The following is a 15,675-nucleotide window of genomic DNA, read 5'->3' as shown; positions in this document are numbered from 1 at the left end:
CGTGCCTCGCACAGGGAGTTGACGTAGGGTCGCGCCCGACGTCGAGGGGGAGGGGTCCGGCTCATGTCGGCTCGAACAGGTGGACGCAGGCTGCGCAGGGGCGGGGCGGCCGCCCTGGTCTGCGCATTGGTGGTCGCCGCGGTGACCGCTTCCCAAGGGCCGGGCGGCGGGCGCCAGGACCGGATCTCCGCGGCCGGAGAGGACGCGACGCCGCCCCTCCCGGCGGCGGCCGGCAGCGGAGGCGACTCCTCCTACTTCACCGAACTGCCGCCCCTGGCGAGCCCCGAGCCGCCGGCCGTGCTGCTGCCGGAGGGCGGCGCGCCGGCCGCGCCGGTGGAGCAGGCGGTCGCCGCGTCCGGGTCCGGGTCCGAGGGCGCGTCGGCTGGCGTCGGCTCGCAGGGGATACCGGCGAGCGTGCTCGCGGCGTACCTGCGGGCGGAAAAGGTGGTGGGGGAGAGCGACGCCCGCTGCGGGCTGCGCTGGCAGCTCCTCGCGGCGATCGGCAAGGTCGAGTCCGGGCAGGCGCGCGGCGGCCGGGTGGACGCGGCCGGGACCACGCTGCGGCCGATCCTGGGGCCGGTGCTCGACGGCAACGGCTTCGCGAACATCTCGGACACGGACGGCGGGGCGTACGACGGGGACGCCCGGTACGACCGGGCGGTCGGGCCCATGCAGTTCATCCCCTCCACGTGGGCGGCCTGGGGCCAGGACGCGGACGGCGACGGCCGGCGCAATCCGAACAACGTCTACGACGCGGCTCTCGCGGCCGGCCGCTACCTCTGCGTGGGGACCCGGGACCTGCGGGTGGACGCCGACCTGGACCGGGCGGTGCTCTCGTACAACCAGTCCGCCGAGTACCTGAAGACGGTGCGGTCCTGGTTCACGTACTACCTCAAGGGGACGCACGAGGTCCCGGACGAGGCGGGCACGGACGTGCCCGTGGTGACACCGGCGAAGCCGAAGCCGACGCCGAGCCCCACTCCCACGCCCAGCCCCTCACGGGATCCGAAGCCGACCCCGTCGCCCACGCCGACCCCTTCTCCGACACCGACCCCCATGCCGACGCCGACGCCCACACCGCCGAGCCCGACTCCTACGCCCACGCCGGTCCCGACGCCGACTCCCACGCCGACGCCGGTCCCGACGCCGACTCCCACGCCGACGCCGGTCCCGACGCCGACTCCCACGCCGACGCCCAGCCCGACCCCGTCCCCGACGCCGACCCCGACTCCCACCGCGACGCCGAGTCCGTCACGCACGCCGAATCCCACGCCGTCCCCGTCCTCCACCCTGTCGGCGCCCCGGCCGACCCCCGGGGAAACCCGTAGCCGAGGCTGACGCCCAGTGGGCGCGGATCGAGCCGGGGTCAGTTCGTGCAGCCGGGAACCGACCCGACAGGCCGGCAGTTGTTGGGCGTGTTGTCGAGGATTCGGCTGTTGATGAGGGTCAGGGCGCTGGAGGAAGGTCCTTGCCAGACGCCGCCGCCGTTGAGCGCGATGTTGCGCCGCACCCGTGAGCCGGTGGGCGTCAAGGCCCCCGGACGGCCCAGTGGTGATCCGTGGCTCGAACGGTTCTCATCTCGCGTCCGCATTGCTACGGTGCCTCCGCCCTGACGACCTATCAGATTCCGGAGGCCCGGCATGCGCGCATTCATCGCCGCCGCCAGCGGGCTCGTCCTCGCGGTGCTCCTCGTCCTCGCCATGACGGCGTTCGGGGCGCCCGAAGGCACGACCTCACCGAAGCCCCTGCTCACCACCGCGCCCGCCGCGCCCGGAAAGTAGAGGAGGGCCCGGCCATGCGACGCAGAGCGAGCCTTGTCCTGCTGGCCCTCGCCGTGTTCTGCGCGGCCCTCGCACCGCTGCTGCGCTGGTACGCGTACCCGCGGCTCGCCAAGATCCCGCCGAGCCAGTACCAGGAGATGGTGCTGGAGGCGAAGGACGCGACCCTCCTCGACTACACCGGCGGCATGCAGCCCAAGAAGGTCGACAAGGTCACCATCGTCCAGACCCTCAAGGGCGACGTGGACGCGTCGCAGGAGATCGAGTCGAGCGCCGGCAAGGACGTCGTCGTCTGGGACACGCTGACCTACATCATCGGGCCGGACGGGAAGATGGTCTCCCAGATCCCCGAGCGCTACATCTTCGACGCCCACACCCAGGACCCGGTGCACGCCACCGGTGAGATGGTCGACGGGGACGCCGTCGAACGCGAGGGCATCGAGTTCAAGTGGCCGTTCTTCACCGAGCCGCGCGACTACGTGTACTTCGACGCGCAGACCCGTACCTCCTCGCCGATCCACTACGTCGGCCCGCGCAAGTACCGGGGCATGGACGTCTACTACTTCGAGCAGACCGTCCCGTGGACCAAGGTCCCCATGCCGAAGAAGATGCCGATCGAGGGCATCGACCCGGCCACGATCGAGGCGGCCACCGGCACCACCCTCTGGTACACGACGAAGGCGATGTTCTGGGTCGACCCGGTGACCGGGGCGCCCGTCAACGCCGAGCAGGAGATCCAGCAGGAGATGCGCGGCGGGATCGCGGCGGGTGGCCCCGACGGCAAGCTCACCGCCTTCGCCGGGCACGTGAAGATACGCGAGGACTACGCCGCATACACCTTCGACCTGGTCGCCTCCAACCGTACGAAGGTCCTCGCGCTGCACACCTACGCGCCGGCCGGCCTGGCGGCCGGCGGGCTGGTGCTCCTCGGGCTGGCCCTGTGGCTGGAAGCGCGCGGCCGGCGCGTGCGGGCGGGAGAGGTCAGCGCCTGAGGCGGGCGTTGGTGTGGCGGGTGGGCTCGGCGCTGGCCGGGTCCTCCGGCCAGGGGTGCTTGGGGTAGCGGCCCCGGAGCTCGGCGCGGACCGCGCGGTAGCCGCCCCGCCAGAACGAGGCGAGGTCGGCGGTGACGGCGGCGGGCCGTCCGGCGGGCGACAGCAGGTGCACCAGGACCGGCACGCCCGCGACCCGGGGGGTCTCGGCCAGCCCGAACAGCTCCTGGAGCTTCACGGCCAGCACCGGCTGCTCGGCGGAGTAGTCCACCCGGATCCGGGACCCGCTGGGGACCTCCAGCCGTTCCGGAGCCAGCTCGTCCAGCCGGGAGGCCTCGCCCGTGGCCCACGGCAGGAGCCGGTTCAGGGCCTGCCCGGCGTCGATCCGCCCGAGGTCCGCGCGGCGCCGGGCGCGGGACAGCTCCGGCTCCAGCCAGTCGTCCGCCCGGTCCAGCAGCGCGCCGTCGTCCGCCACGTCGGGCCACGCGCCGCCGAGCGTCCGGTGCAGGAAGCCCAGCCGGGCCCGGAGCCCTTCCGCGTCCGCGGACCAGCGCAGCAGGCCGAGGCCTTCGGCGCGCAGCCCGTCGAGCAGGGCGGCCCGGACGAGGACCGGGTCGGGGCTGCGCAGCGGGCGTATCGCGAGTTCGATCGCGCCCAGCCGCTGCGCCGAGCGGGCGACGACGTCCCCGTCCTCCCAGCGCACCTCCTCGGCAGCCGTGCGCAGGTGCCCGGCGGCGGCCGCGGCGGTGTCCTCGTCGATGACGGCGGCCAGCCGGATCCGCGCGGACGCCGAGTGCGGGGGCCGGTCGGCGACGGCGACCGCCAGCCAGGGGGCGCGGCGCAGCGGTGACCCGTCGCCGAGCTCGGCCGCCGTGCCCGAAGCCATGAGGAAGGCCGCCTCCCCCTTAGCCCTGGCCACCCGCTCGGGGAACGCGAGCGCGGCGACGAGCCCGGCGGCGAGGTCATCGGGTGCGGCGCCGCCGCCGGGGCGGGGCGGGGTGGCGGGTTGCCCCGCGGGGTCCTGGGCGGCCCGCTCCAGCCGGCGGACCTCGGCGCGCCAGCGCGACGCATAGGGGTCCGACCCCCGCCGGACCTGCCGCCAGGCACCGGCCAGGTCGTCCCCGTACTCCCGCGGCGGCTCCTCGCTCAGCAGCGCCACCACCTCCGCCGCGCGGCGGGCCCCGACGGCCGCGGAGCCGTCCAGCAGCGCCCGGGCCAGCCGGGGGTGCAGGCCCAGCCGGGCCATCCGCAGCCCCCGCGGGGTCGGTCGGCCCGTCCCGTCCACGGCGCCGACCGCGACCAGCACCTCACGCGCCGCGGCCATCGCCCCGGACGGCGGCGGGTCCAGCAGCGCGAGCCCCGCCGCGTCCGGGTCGCCCCAGCACGCGGCCTGCAGGGCGAACTGCGCCAGGTCGGCGATGCGGATCTCCGGCGCGGGGAACGCGGGCAGGCGGACGTCCTCCGCCTCCGTCCAGCAGCGGTACACCGCGCCCGGCGCCTCGCGCCCGGCCCGGCCCGCCCGCTGGCGCCCGGCCGCGCGGGAGGCCCGTACCGTCGCCAGCGCGCCCAGGCCCCGCGCGTGGTCCGTCCGGGGCTCGCGGGCCAGCCCGGAGTCCACCACCACGCGCACGCCCGGCACGGTCAGGCTGGACTCGGCCACCGCCGTCGCGAGGATCACCCGGCGGCGTGCCGATGCCGTCAGCGCCGCGTCCTGCACGGCCGCCGGTGCCCGCCCGTGGACCTGGAGCACCTCGGCGTCCACCGCACCCAGCTGCCCGGCCACCCGGGCGATCTCACCGACTCCGGGAAGGAAGCACAGCACGTCGCCCTCGCGCTCGGCGAGGGCCCGCCGCACCACCGAGGCCACGTGCGTCAGCTGGGCCGGATCCACCCGCATCCCGTGCGGGGGCCGTACCGGCCGGGCCGGAGGGGCCCAGACCGTCTCGACCGGGTACGAGACCCCGGCCGCCTCCACCACCGGCGCACCGCCGAGGCGGCCATGACCAAGGACGTGGGACCACCCGGCCGCGTCGGTCGTCGCCGAAGCCGCGACCAGGCGCAGCTCCGGGCGGAGGGTTTCCCGTACGTCCAGGAGGAAGGCGGCGACCGTGTCGGCGTCCAGGTGCCGCTCGTGGCACTCGTCCAGGACCACCAGGTCCACGCCGGACAGCTCCTGGTCCCGCTGGAGCCGCTGCAGCAGTACTCCGGTGGTGACCACCTCCACCGCGGCCGAAGGGCCCACGACGCGCTCCCCGCGCACGGTGAAGCCCACCGAGCCGCCCACCTGCTCGCCCAGCAGCCAGGCCATCCGTCGCGCCGCGGCCCGGGCGGCGATCCGCCGCGGCTCGGCGACCACGACCCGGCGCCGCGGGCCGCCGCCCACCAGCCCCGCCAGCACCAGCGGCACCAGCGTGGTTTTGCCCGTGCCGGGCGGTGCGCACAGCACGGCGGTGCCGTGGCCGTCCAGCGCCGAGACGAGCGCGGGCACGGCCTCCCGTACGGGCAGGGCGTCGAGGGCGGCCTGGCGGACCCGGGTGCTCAAGGGGGTCAGTCCCTTTCGCAGACGAAGATCGCCGTGCCCGGGATCAGGTTGCCGCGCAGCGGGGACCAGCCGCCCCACTCCTGGCTGTTCCACTCGGGCCACTCGGGCTCGACCAGGTCGACGAGGCGGAATCCGCCCGCCACCACGTCGCGGACCCGGTCGCCGATCGTGCGGTGGTGCTCCACGTACACGGCGCGGCCCTGCTCGTCCTGTTCCACGTACGGGGTCCGGTCGAAGTAGGAGGCGGCGACGGAGAGCCCCTCGGGACCGGGCTCGTCGGGGAAGGCCCAGCGGATGGGGTGGGTCACCGAGAAGACCCAGCGGCCGCCGGGGCGCAGGACGCGGCGGACCTCGCGCATCACGTTCACCGGGTCGGCGACGAAGGGGACGGCCCCGTAGGCGGAGCAGGCGAGGTCGAAGGAGCCGTCGCGGAAGGGGAGCCGGCCGGCGTCGGCCTCGACGAGCGGGACGTCATCGCCGATGCGCAGGGCGTGCTGGAGCTGGCGGTGGGAGAGGTCGAGGGCGACGGGGCGGGCGCCCTGGGCCGCCAGCCAGCGCGAGCACTGGGCGGCGCCGGCGCCGATCTCCAGGACGTCCTTGTCCTTGAGGGAGGCGGCGGGGCCGAGGAGGGCCGCCTCCGCCTCGTCCAGGCCTTCCGGCCCCCATACGAAGCGGTCGTCGCCGAGGAAGGCGCCGTGCTCGCTCTGGTACTCGTCGGCGTTGCGGTCCCACCAGCCGCGGCTCGCCCGGCTGCTCTCCGCTTCCCCGGCGTCACGCCGTGTGGCCTCGGCGTCGTCCCCGGGGCCCGGATCGGCCTCGTACGCGTCTTCGGGGGCGTAGTCCTCTTGGTTCATGGGGCCCGTCGTCGTAGTCTGCGAATGTCTTCGGATGTCCGCGGATGTCTGCGGAACGTGGCAGGGACGTGCCATCACAGCCTCCCCGCCCACGAATTGTGCCGGTTATACGGCGATCCGCCGGGGGTGTCCGCCTTCGCGCATTGACCGTGTCCGGCTGCCCCCGTATGCTACAAGTTGCGCTGCGAGCCTGTGCTCCTCAGACCTAGCAGGCTGCGCTTGCATCTGTTGATGTCCCCTCGGTTTTCGAGGCCCTCCCGCTCAGGCGGATCCGGGCTTCCTTGGCTGTCCGGCTTCTTCGGCAGATGCCGATAAGGGCTCCCGGCGTAGCAGTACCTACGACTTTCTGTCCGTAACCGGAGCCCTTTCCCACATGACGAGCAGCACCGAGACCACCTCTACCACTCCGCAGGTAGCGGTCAACGACATCGGTAACGAGGAAGCCTTCCTCGCCGCGATCGACGAGACGATCAAGTACTTCAACGACGGCGACATCGTCGACGGCGTCATCGTGAAGGTCGACCGGGACGAGGTCCTGCTCGACATCGGTTACAAGACCGAAGGCGTGATCCCGAGCCGTGAGCTCTCGATCAAGCACGACGTCGACCCGAACGAGGTCGTCAAGGTCGGCGACGAGATCGAGGCCCTGGTTCTCCAGAAGGAGGACAAGGAAGGCCGTCTGATCCTGTCCAAGAAGCGCGCTCAGTACGAGCGCGCCTGGGGCACGATCGAGAAGATCAAGGAAGAAGACGGCATCGTCACCGGTACCGTCATCGAGGTCGTCAAGGGTGGTCTCATCCTCGACATCGGCCTCCGCGGCTTCCTGCCGGCCTCCCTCGTGGAGATGCGTCGCGTCCGCGACCTCCAGCCCTACGTGGGCAAGGAGCTCGAGGCGAAGATCATCGAGCTGGACAAGAACCGCAACAACGTGGTCCTGTCCCGCCGTGCCTGGCTCGAGCAGACCCAGTCCGAGGTTCGCCAGACGTTCCTCACCACCCTGCAGAAGGGTCAGGTCCGCTCCGGCGTCGTTTCCTCGATCGTCAACTTCGGTGCCTTCGTGGACCTGGGTGGCGTCGACGGTCTCGTCCACGTCTCCGAGCTGTCCTGGAAGCACATCGACCACCCGTCCGAGGTTGTCGAGGTCGGCCAGGAAGTCACCGTCGAGGTCCTCGACGTCGACATGGACCGCGAGCGTGTCTCCCTGTCGCTGAAGGCGACGCAGGAAGACCCGTGGCAGCAGTTCGCCCGGACCCACCAGATCGGTCAGGTCGTCCCGGGTAAGGTCACCAAGCTGGTTCCGTTCGGTGCGTTCGTCCGCGTGGACGAGGGCATCGAGGGCCTGGTCCACATCTCCGAGCTGGCCGAGCGCCACGTGGAGATCCCGGAGCAGGTCGTCCAGGTCAACGACGAGATCTTCGTCAAGGTCATCGACATCGACCTCGAGCGTCGCCGGATCTCGCTGTCGCTGAAGCAGGCCAACGAGTCCTTCGGTGCCGACCCGGCGTCGGTCGAGTTCGACCCGACCCTGTACGGCATGGCCGCGTCTTACGACGACCAGGGCAACTACATCTACCCCGAGGGCTTCGACCCCGAGACCAACGACTGGCTCGAGGGCTTCGACAAGCAGCGCGAGGCCTGGGAGACCCAGTACGCCGAGGCGCAGCAGCGCTTCGAGCAGCACCAGGCTCAGGTCATCAAGAGCCGCGAGGCCGACGAGGCCGCTGCCGCCGAGGGCGCTGCCGCCCCGGCCGCCGGTGGCAACGCCGGTGCGGGCATCTCGGGTGGTTCGTACTCCTCGGAGTCGGACGAGACCTCCGGCGCCCTGGCGTCGGACGAGGCCCTGGCCGCGCTCCGCGAGAAGCTGGCCGGCGGCCAGAGCTGATCGCAGCGCGCATCACACCCCGGTGTGAGCCCAGCTGGTTGATGTGAACGGTGAGGCCCGTCCCCTTCGGGGGGCGGGCCTTTCCGCTTTCCCCGCGATCCGTTTGGCCAACTGGGGAATGGTGGCGCCTCCTTGGACGTTCTTGGCAGAGAACGCGACGAGGGAGGAGTGGTGACGGTGCTTGATCCACAGGGTCTGTACGAATGGGACGCCAAGGGCCTGGCGGTGGCCGACCTGGCGCTCGCCCAAGACTCTGCCGGGCTGGTCATGCTGTACCACTTCGAGGGGTACATCGACGCGGGTGAGGCCGGCGAGCAGATCGTCGAGCGCCTCCTGGACACCCTGCCCCACCAGGTCGTCGCGCGTTTCGACGCGGACCGGCTGGTGGACTACCGGGCCCGCCGCCCGCTGCTGACCTTCCAGCGCGACCACTGGACCGAGTTCGAGGAGCCCAGGCTGGAGGTCCGGCTCGTCCAGGACGCCACCGGAGCCCCCTTCCTGCTGCTGTCCGGCCCGGAGCCGGATGTGGAGTGGGAGCGCTTCAGCGTCGCCGTCCGGCAGATCGTCGAGCGCCTCGGCGTCCGGCTCTCGGTCAACTTCCACGGCATTCCCATGGGCGTGCCGCACACGCGGCCCGTCGGCATCACCCCGCACGGCAACCGGACCGACCTCATGCCGGGCCACCGCAGCCCCTTCGACGAGGCGCAGGTTCCGGGCAGCGCGGAGTCGCTGGTCGAGTTCCGCCTGGCCCAGGCCGGGCACGACGTGCTGGGTGTCGCCGCGCACGTACCGCACTACGTCGCGCGCTCCCCGTACCCGGACGCCGCGCTGACGGTGCTGGAGGCGATCACGGCGGCGACCGGGCTGGTCCTGCCGGCCGTGGCGCACGCCCTGCGTACGGAGGCCCACCGCACCCAGACGGAGATCGACCGGCAGATCCGGGAGGGCGACGAGGAACTGGTCAGCCTCGTACAGGGGCTGGAGCACCAGTACGACGCGGCGGCCGGTGCCGAGACCCGGGGCAACATGATGGCCGAGCCCGCGGAGATCCCCTCGGCGGACGAGATCGGGCGCGAGTTCGAGCGGTTCCTGGCGGAACGCGAGGGCGAAAGCTGAGGGCCGGACCGCCGGACCGGGGGCGGCCGGGCCGGGGGCCTGTGGCCCGGGCAGGGGCGGGGTCTAGGCTGCGAGCATGCTGAAAGTGGGCCTGACGGGCGGAATCGGTGCCGGCAAGAGCGAGGTCTCGCGGCTGCTGGCGGGGTACGGAGCGGTCGTCGTGGACGCCGACCGGATCGCGCGGGAGGTCGTCGAGCCCGGTACGCCGGGGCTCGCGGCCGTCGTGGCGGCCTTCGGGGAATCGGTGCTGACCGAGGAGGGGGCGCTGGACCGGCCGAAGCTCGGGTCGATCGTGTTCGCCGACCCGGCGAAGCTCCAGACCCTCAACGCGATCGTGCACCCGCTGGTCGGGGCCAGGTCGGCCGAGCTGGAGGCCGCCGCGGGGGCCGACGCGATCGTGGTGCACGACGTACCGCTGCTCACGGAGAACGGCCTGGCGCCGCTGTACGACCTGGTGGTCGTGGTGGACGCGGCGCCGCGGACGCAGCTGGCGCGGCTCACCGTGCTGCGCGGGATGGCCGAGGAGGAGGCGCGGGCCCGGATGGCCGTGCAGGCCACGCGGGAGCAGCGGCTCGCCGTGGCGACGCTCGTGATCGACAACGACGGGCCGCTGGAGGCGCTGGAACCGCAGGTGCGCAAGGTGTGGGCGGAGCTCACGGAGCGGGCGACGCGGGAGCGGGCAGCGGAATAGCGGGTCCGGGGGCGGGCGTTGAAGGCGCCCGCAGAGGGAAGGAACTCACACGTGTCCGACACCACGCCGCACTCCTCGCCGTCCCCGAAGCCGCCGACGAGCCCGGAGACGCACGTCATCGACTACCGGGCCGCCGAGCAACTGCTCGCCGCACGCGACCCGCGCGGCGCGGTCAAGCTGCTCGACTCCGTCATAGCCGCCCACCCCGAGAACACGGCGGCCCGGCTGCTGCGCGCCCGGGCCTTCTTCGCCGCCGCCCAACTACGCCCGGCGGAGCTGGAGTTCGAGCTGGTACTGGAGCGGGAGCCGGACAATGCCTTCGCCCACTTCGCACTGGCCCGTACGCACCAGCGCTCCGGGCGGCACGACCAGGCGCGCAAGCACTTCCGCCTCGCCGCCGCCCTGGACCCGCAGCCGGAGTACCTGGCGGCGGCCCGCTTCGAGGACTGAGCCTCACCGGCTCCCGGGCGGTTCGTACGGCGGGACGTCGGGGCCGGGCTGATAGTGCGGGCCCTGGTGGATGTGGTGGATGACCACGGCCAGGTCCACGGCCGCCAGCAGCACGACCACACCGCAGGCCGCCGCCCAGCCGGGACGGCCGACCAGCGAGAACAGGGCCGTCCCGGCGGCGGCCCAGAGCAGCCCCCACAGACTCAGCCAGAACCGCAGCCGCAGCGGACTGCGGGCGGTCACCGGCTCGTTCCCGGAACGCATGGCCATCGCCTCCTGTCCATGGTCCCACCTCCTGCCGTTTACGGGTTGAGCTTGTTCACGGCCGTCGTGGTCGTCTTCCTGAAGCCGGCGACCGGGGCGTCGGACAGGTCGCCCATCTGGCTCCACTTCACGACCGTGACGGTGGAGCCGTCGCGTCCGATTCCGTAGAGGTGCACGCCGGGCTCGGAGTCGGGGACCGAGGTGTGCACCCCGTAGACGTGCGCGCCCTCCTCGACGGCGAGCTTCCCGTAGTCCTGCCAGGAGGCCGTGCCGCCCGGGGTCGTGCCCAGCCAGTCGGCGGCGCAGGCCGCGACCTTGCGCTCCAGGGTTCCGGCGAGCTTGGCGGCCGCGGAGGGCGAGGCGGCGCGTACGGAGATCTGCACAGCGCCGGTGTCGTACTCCGTGCCGAAGCCGCGGTGCCAGCCGCCCGCCGCCGGGAGCGCGCCGTCCAGGCAGAACGGCGCGAACTCGGGCAGCCCCTTGGTGACCTCGCCCGCGTACCAGGGCGAGGTGGGGTGCGGCGGCAGGTCGGCGCCGCCGATGAACCCGGGCGCGGTGGCCGCCGTGGCAGAGCCCGGGGCGGTGAGGACGAGGGCCGCGGCCGCCGAGACGAGGGCGGTGGTGAGGGCGGCGAGGGTGCCGGAGCGTCGGAACATGATGGGTACTCCCCGTGGTCGTGAGCGTCGTGAGCGTCGTGCTGATCGGTGTGACGGCGTACGTGAACAGCCTTGCCCCGGGCCCGGGTGTCGGGCGACGGATCGCTGCGGATTCGGGACACTGGAATGGCCGTACGTGCTGTCACCTGGGGGAACACCCCCTGCATGGAACGCAGTCGTGGGACGGGGGGAACACCGTGGGCGAGGCGGAGCGGTTCGCGCGGCTCATGCGGGAGCTGAAGGAGCGCGCCGGGCTGAGTTACGGGACGCTGGCGCGCAGGCTGCACACGAGCACCTCGACGCTGCACCGCTACTGCAACGGGGAGGCCGTGCCGGCGGAGTTCGCGGTGGTGGACCGCTTCGCCCGGGCCTGCGGGGCCTCGCCCGGGGAGGCCGTGGAACTGCACCGGGCGTGGCTGCTGGCGGACGCGCGCAGGCGCGCGGCGGGGCGGGCCGACCCGGCGCCCGCCCCGGAACCAGCTCCGGAACCAGCTCCGGAACCAGACCCGGGCGCCGTGGCGGAACACGCTGTCGTACCCGCTGTCGTACCCGCCGCGGAGCCGGAGGGGGCGCCGGTGTCCGTCCGGCCCCGTTGGTACCGGCGGCGGGCGGCCGCCGTCCTCGCCGTCGGGGTGACCGCGGGCGCGGTGGCCGTGGCGGTACTGGCGGCGTCCCTGCCCGAGCGCGGGACGCCGCCCGGCGTGGCGGGGGCGACGGGGTCCGCGGGGGCGGCCACCGCGACCGCCTCCTCGGCGCCGTCGGAAGCGGCCGGGACCCCGGCGCCGGGGGCGTCGTCGCCGTCGTCGTCACCCTCGCCTTTGCCGGCGCAGGGCGGTCCGGCGTCCGACCGGGCTCCGGCTCCGGCCCCGCCGTCCCGGTCGTCGCCGTCGGCGGCGCCGGTACCGCTCAAGGCAGCCGTACGGTCGCACGTGTGGGCCTACGGCTGCGATCACGCCTACCTCGCCGAACGGGGCCCCGGCTCGGTGCCGCCGCCGCCCGTCGAGGCGGACGCGCCCGCCTGGGCCTCGGCGCAGCGTGCCGTCCACGCCGCGGCCCAGATCGTGGAGGTCACCCTGCACGGCACGGGCGCGGGCAGCGTGGTCCTGGAGGACTTGGAGGTGCGGGTGGCCGCGCGGCGCACCCCGCCGGCCTGGAACGTCTACCGGATGTCCCCGGGCTGCGGCGGGTCCCTCACCCCGGCGGCCTTCGCCGTCAACCTGGACGCGCCGCGCCCCCTGGCCCGGCCCGTCGCCGGGAACGACGCCGGGGGCACCGTCCCGGCCCCCGCCTTCCCGCTGCGCGTCTCAGCGTCCGAGCCGGTCGTCCTGCGTGTGGAAGCGGCCACCACGGGCTGCGACTGCGACTGGTACCTCGACCTGCGCTGGACTGGGCCGGCCGGCTCCGGCACCCTGCGGATCGACGACGGCGGACGGCCGCTGCGCACCAGCGCGGCCACCGGCCGGCCGGTGTACGGATACGCCGCGGAACAGGGCCGCTGGGGACGCTGATTCACAGGTCAGAGGCGTTGTCAGCGGTCGCGCCTAGACTCGTCGGCAGAGGGGTCCGTCTGGACATCGACCGGGGAGGGGGGACACCGTGGCAGCGCAGTCGCAGTCGCAGTCGCAGTCGCAGCCGCAGACATCCGCGCTGCTGCGCCACGCGGCCGTCTTCCTGCCCGCAGCCGTTCCCCGGCAGGGCCGCGTCGTGTTCTGGGCGCCCGACGGGGACGCCCTGCCCGAGGCGGGTGCGCCGATGCCGCTCACCGTCGTCCGCCCGCACGGCGACGGGGTCCGCAGCCGGACCGTGCTCGCCGTGGCCTTCTCCGTCACCGCCGCCCTGCCCCTGCTCGTCCGGGCACCCCGCAGCCCGGCCGCGCACCCCGCCACCCGGGCCTGGGGCACCGCCGCCACCCAGGCGCTCACACTGGTCGCCCGGGGCCGCCTGCTGCCCGGGCTCACCCCCGAGGGCATCGACGCCTGGCGGGCCGGGCCGCTCGACGCCGCCGATGTCGACCACCTCCGCGCGATCGCCGCCGCACTGCCCCACGAGGGGTATGCGACCCCGCTGGCCGGCCGCCGCCCGCTCCAGCTGCCCGAACCGGAGGCGCTGGTCCGCTCCTTCCTCGACGCGGTCGCCGACAGCCTGCCCCGCACCCCGGCCGCGCCGGTCGCGGCCGGACGGCCGTTCGCCGCCCGGGAGCCGCAGCGGGTGCCGGGCATACAGGACTGGGCCGCGCAGGTCGCGGCCGGAGCCGACACCGGCGTGGGGATCTCGCTGCGGCTCGACCTGTCGTCCTTCCGCCTCTTCGACGAGGCGGAGGGCGAGGACGTCCGTCGCGCCGGGGCCGCCGTGGTCCAGGTGCACAGCCTCGCCGACCCGACCCTCGTCACCGACGCCGCACAGCTGTGGGCGGGCGCGGCCGCCGCGGGCTTCGGACCGCGCGCCCGGATCGACGCCGTGCTCGCGCTGCGCCGGGCCGCGCGGGTCTGGCCGCCCCTGCTGCGCCTGCTCGACCAGCCGGTCCCCGACGCCCTCGCCCTGTCGGACCCGGAGCTCGAAGACCTGCTGGGCATGGCCGCGACCCGGCTGGCGGCCGCGGGCGTCCTGGTCCACTGGCCGCGCGAGCTGGCCCGTACGCTGTCGGCGACCGCCGTCGTACGGTCCACCGCGCCCGGGTCCGCCACCGACGGCACGGCCTTCTTCGACGCCGCGCACCTCTTCGCCTTCTCCTGGGAGCTGGCGCTGGGCGGCGACCGGCTCACCCCGGGCGAGATGGACGCCCTCGCGCAGGCCCACCGGCCGGTGGTGCGGCTGCGGGACCGGTGGGTGCGGGTCGATCCCGAGCTGGTGCGCAAGGCGCGCAAGCGGGAACTGGGCCTGCTGGACCCGGTGGACGCGCTGGCGACCGTACTGTCCGGGACGGCCGAGATCGACGGGGAGCCCGTCGAGGCGGTTCCGGTCGGGGCGCTGGCCGCCCTGCGGGAGCGGCTGACGGGGGAGCTGGCCCCGCTGCCGCAGCCGGCCGCGCTCAAGGCCACCCTGCGGGACTACCAGGCGCGCGGTCTGGCCTGGCTGGACCTGATGACCTCCCTCGGCCTCGGCGGCTGCCTCGCCGACGACATGGGGCTCGGCAAGACCGTCACCCTGATCGCGCTCCACCTGCACCGCGACCGCCCCGAGCCGACGCTCGTGGTGTGTCCCGCGTCCCTGCTGGGCAACTGGCAGCGCGAGATCGAAAAGTTCGCCCCCGGCACGCCCGTGCGCCGCTTCCACGGCGGCACCCGCAGCGTCGACGACCTCGAATCCGCCGCCGGCGGGTTCGTGCTCACCACGTACGGGACGATGCGCGCCAGCGCCCCGCTCCTGGCCGAGCAGAGCTGGGGCATGGTCGTCGCCGATGAGGCGCAGCACGTCAAGAACCCGCACTCGGCGACCGCCAAGGCGCTGCGCACGGTCCCGGCGCCGGCCCGGGTGGCGCTGACCGGCACCCCGGTCGAGAACAACCTCTCCGAGCTGTGGGCGCTGCTCGACTGGACGACGCCCGGCCTGCTGGGCCCGCTCACCGCCTTCCGGGCCCGCCATGCCCGCCCGGTGGAGCACCAGCAGGAGGAGGACGGCGGCAACGAGGCGGCGGTGGCCCGGCTGTCCGCGCTCGTACGGCCGTTCCTGCTGCGGCGCAAGAAGTCGGATCCCGGTATCGCACCCGAGCTGCCTCCCAAGACGGAGACCGACCACCCCGTCTCCCTGACCCGGGAGCAGGCCTCGCTCTACCAGGCCGCGGTGGACGAGGCGATGGCGGTGATCGAGTCGAGCGAGGGCATCGAGCGCCGCGGCATGATCATGAAGTTGCTGGCCTCGCTCAAGCAGATCTGCAACCACCCCGCGCAGTACCTGAAGGAGGCCGAGCCGCGGATCCCGCACCGCTCCGGCAAGCTCGCCCTGCTGGACGAGCTTCTGGACACGATCCTCGCCGAGGGCGGTTCGGTGCTGGTCTTCACGCAGTACGTGACGATGGCCAGGCTCATCGAGCGGCATCTGGCGGCCCGGGGGATCTCCCACCAGCTGCTGCACGGCGGAACTCCGGTCCCGCGCCGGGAGGAGCTCGTCGACCGCTTCCAAGCGGGCGAAGTCCCGGTCTTCCTGCTCTCCTTGAAGGCGGCGGGCACCGGGCTGAATCTGACCCGGGCCGGCCACGTCATCCACTTCGACCGCTGGTGGAACCCGGCCGTCGAGGAGCAGGCCACCGACCGGGCCTACCGGATCGGCCAGACCCAGCCCGTGCAGGTGCACCGGATCATCGCCGAGGGGACCGTGGAGGACCGGATCGCCGAGATGCTGGAGGCGAAGCGGGCCCTGGCCGATGCCGTCCTGGGCTCCGGCGAGTCGGCGCTGACCGAGCTGACCGACCGTGAACTGGCCGACCTCGTCTCCCTGCGAAGGCCGGCGTGATCAC

At 73.9% G+C, this 15,675-nt stretch carries 13 protein-coding genes; 9 read left to right on the top strand and 4 right to left on the bottom strand.

Annotated elements, in window-relative coordinates; all coding sequences use genetic code 11:
- Window positions 1-63 precede the first annotated feature (63 nt).
- The 3 genes from OG429_RS11020 (at window position 64) to OG429_RS11010 (ending at window position 2,770) form a co-directional block, all read left to right on the top strand.
- Window positions 64-1,338 carry a lytic transglycosylase domain-containing protein gene (locus tag OG429_RS11020; RefSeq protein WP_328925124.1) on the top strand — a complete coding sequence of 425 codons (1,275 nt, stop codon included), beginning with the start codon at window positions 64-66 and terminating at the stop codon, window positions 1,336-1,338.
- Between the two features lie 302 nt (window positions 1,339-1,640).
- Window positions 1,641-1,781, top strand: coding sequence for an SPW_0924 family protein (locus tag OG429_RS11015; RefSeq protein WP_328925123.1), 141 nt, complete (start codon window positions 1,641-1,643; stop codon window positions 1,779-1,781).
- A gap of 14 nt (window positions 1,782-1,795) precedes the next feature.
- The gene (locus tag OG429_RS11010) at window positions 1,796-2,770 is read left to right on the top strand and encodes a DUF3068 domain-containing protein (RefSeq protein WP_328925122.1); all 975 of its coding nucleotides are present in this window, start codon (window positions 1,796-1,798) and stop codon (window positions 2,768-2,770) included.
- Here OG429_RS11010 and hrpB read toward each other — a convergent pair.
- Window positions 2,760-5,309, bottom strand: coding sequence for an ATP-dependent helicase HrpB (gene hrpB / locus OG429_RS11005; protein WP_328925121.1), 2,550 nt, complete (start codon window positions 5,307-5,309; stop codon window positions 2,760-2,762). The genes OG429_RS11010 and hrpB overlap by 11 nt on opposite strands.
- A 5-nt stretch (window positions 5,310-5,314) precedes the next feature.
- Window positions 5,315-6,163: a class I SAM-dependent methyltransferase gene (locus tag OG429_RS11000; protein WP_328925120.1), complete on the bottom strand. Its 849-nt coding sequence runs from the start codon at window positions 6,161-6,163 to the stop codon at window positions 5,315-5,317.
- Window positions 6,164-6,536: 373 nt separating this feature from the next.
- Here OG429_RS11000 and rpsA point away from each other — a divergent pair, with 373 nt between their 5' ends.
- From rpsA to OG429_RS10980, 4 genes are all read left to right on the top strand, one after another.
- A complete protein-coding gene (rpsA, locus tag OG429_RS10995) occupies window positions 6,537-8,045 on the top strand; it encodes a 30S ribosomal protein S1 (protein WP_030010959.1) in 1,509 nt (502 codons plus the stop codon).
- A 177-nt stretch (window positions 8,046-8,222) separates the two neighbouring features.
- A complete protein-coding gene (locus OG429_RS10990; RefSeq protein WP_328925119.1) occupies window positions 8,223-9,161 on the top strand; it encodes a PAC2 family protein in 939 nt (312 codons plus the stop codon).
- 76 nt (window positions 9,162-9,237) lie between these two features.
- Window positions 9,238-9,852, top strand: a complete 615-nt coding sequence (gene coaE / locus OG429_RS10985; protein ID WP_328925118.1) for a dephospho-CoA kinase — start codon at window positions 9,238-9,240, stop codon at window positions 9,850-9,852.
- A 51-nt stretch (window positions 9,853-9,903) separates the two neighbouring features.
- Window positions 9,904-10,302 carry a tetratricopeptide repeat protein gene (locus OG429_RS10980; protein ID WP_328925117.1) on the top strand — a complete coding sequence of 133 codons (399 nt, stop codon included), beginning with the start codon at window positions 9,904-9,906 and terminating at the stop codon, window positions 10,300-10,302.
- Window positions 10,303-10,305: 3 nt separating this feature from the next.
- Here the strand turns inward: OG429_RS10980 and OG429_RS10975 are convergent, their stop codons facing one another.
- Window positions 10,306-10,566: a DUF6343 family protein gene (locus OG429_RS10975; RefSeq protein WP_328925116.1), complete on the bottom strand. Its 261-nt coding sequence runs from the start codon at window positions 10,564-10,566 to the stop codon at window positions 10,306-10,308.
- A 38-nt stretch (window positions 10,567-10,604) separates the two neighbouring features.
- Window positions 10,605-11,222, bottom strand: coding sequence for a hypothetical protein (locus tag OG429_RS10970; protein ID WP_328925115.1), 618 nt, complete (start codon window positions 11,220-11,222; stop codon window positions 10,605-10,607).
- A 197-nt stretch (window positions 11,223-11,419) separates the two neighbouring features.
- Between OG429_RS10970 and OG429_RS10965 the strand changes: the two genes are divergently transcribed.
- Both OG429_RS10965 and OG429_RS10960 read left to right on the top strand, forming a co-directional pair.
- A complete protein-coding gene (locus tag OG429_RS10965) occupies window positions 11,420-12,730 on the top strand; it encodes a helix-turn-helix domain-containing protein (RefSeq protein WP_328925114.1) in 1,311 nt (436 codons plus the stop codon).
- An 88-nt stretch (window positions 12,731-12,818) separates the two neighbouring features.
- Complete coding sequence (locus OG429_RS10960; protein WP_328925113.1) at window positions 12,819-15,671, top strand: DEAD/DEAH box helicase; 2,853 nt, start codon at window positions 12,819-12,821, stop codon at window positions 15,669-15,671.
- Window positions 15,672-15,675 lie beyond the last annotated feature (4 nt).

It is taken from the genome of Streptomyces sp. NBC_00190 (assembly GCF_036203305.1).
Lineage (GTDB): Bacteria > Actinomycetota > Actinomycetes > Streptomycetales > Streptomycetaceae > Streptomyces.
This window is presented reverse-complemented; position numbering and strand designations above follow the sequence as displayed.